Source organism: Christiangramia aquimixticola, assembly GCF_048285835.1.
Lineage (GTDB): Bacteria > Bacteroidota > Bacteroidia > Flavobacteriales > Flavobacteriaceae > Christiangramia > Christiangramia aquimixticola.
Genome location: NZ_JBLVTL010000258.1, coordinates 1 through 292 on the forward strand (window position 1 = coordinate 1; position 292 = coordinate 292).

The 292-nt window shown below is 47.6% G+C and carries 1 pseudogene; it reads right to left on the bottom strand.

Going from position 1 to position 292, the window contains the following annotated elements:
* A pseudogene (locus ACNKXV_RS14390) lies at positions 1-292 on the bottom strand (hypothetical protein); the annotation flags it as partial.

Below are 292 nucleotides of genomic sequence, written 5' to 3' on the forward strand. Positions count from 1 at the left end.
CTACCGTGAAAAACTCCTCCCAAGGGGTCTGGAATGCCCAACTCACTGGCAATAAGGGACTGGCTGGACCACCATGGAGAATCAACAATACCGGATTTGCCTTATCTCTTCCCCGTATGCTGATCCACTGTTTGGCGCCATTGAGGACAATTTGATCCAGGATATCAATTCCTTGAGGCGTGTGAATCTCCCTCAATTCTCCCAAGAGAGATTGGACTTCGTTTGCGGAACTGTGATTGGTTTGAGCTGCGAGCTGAATGCTTGCTAGTGAAAAGAGGAAAACAAAAAGAGT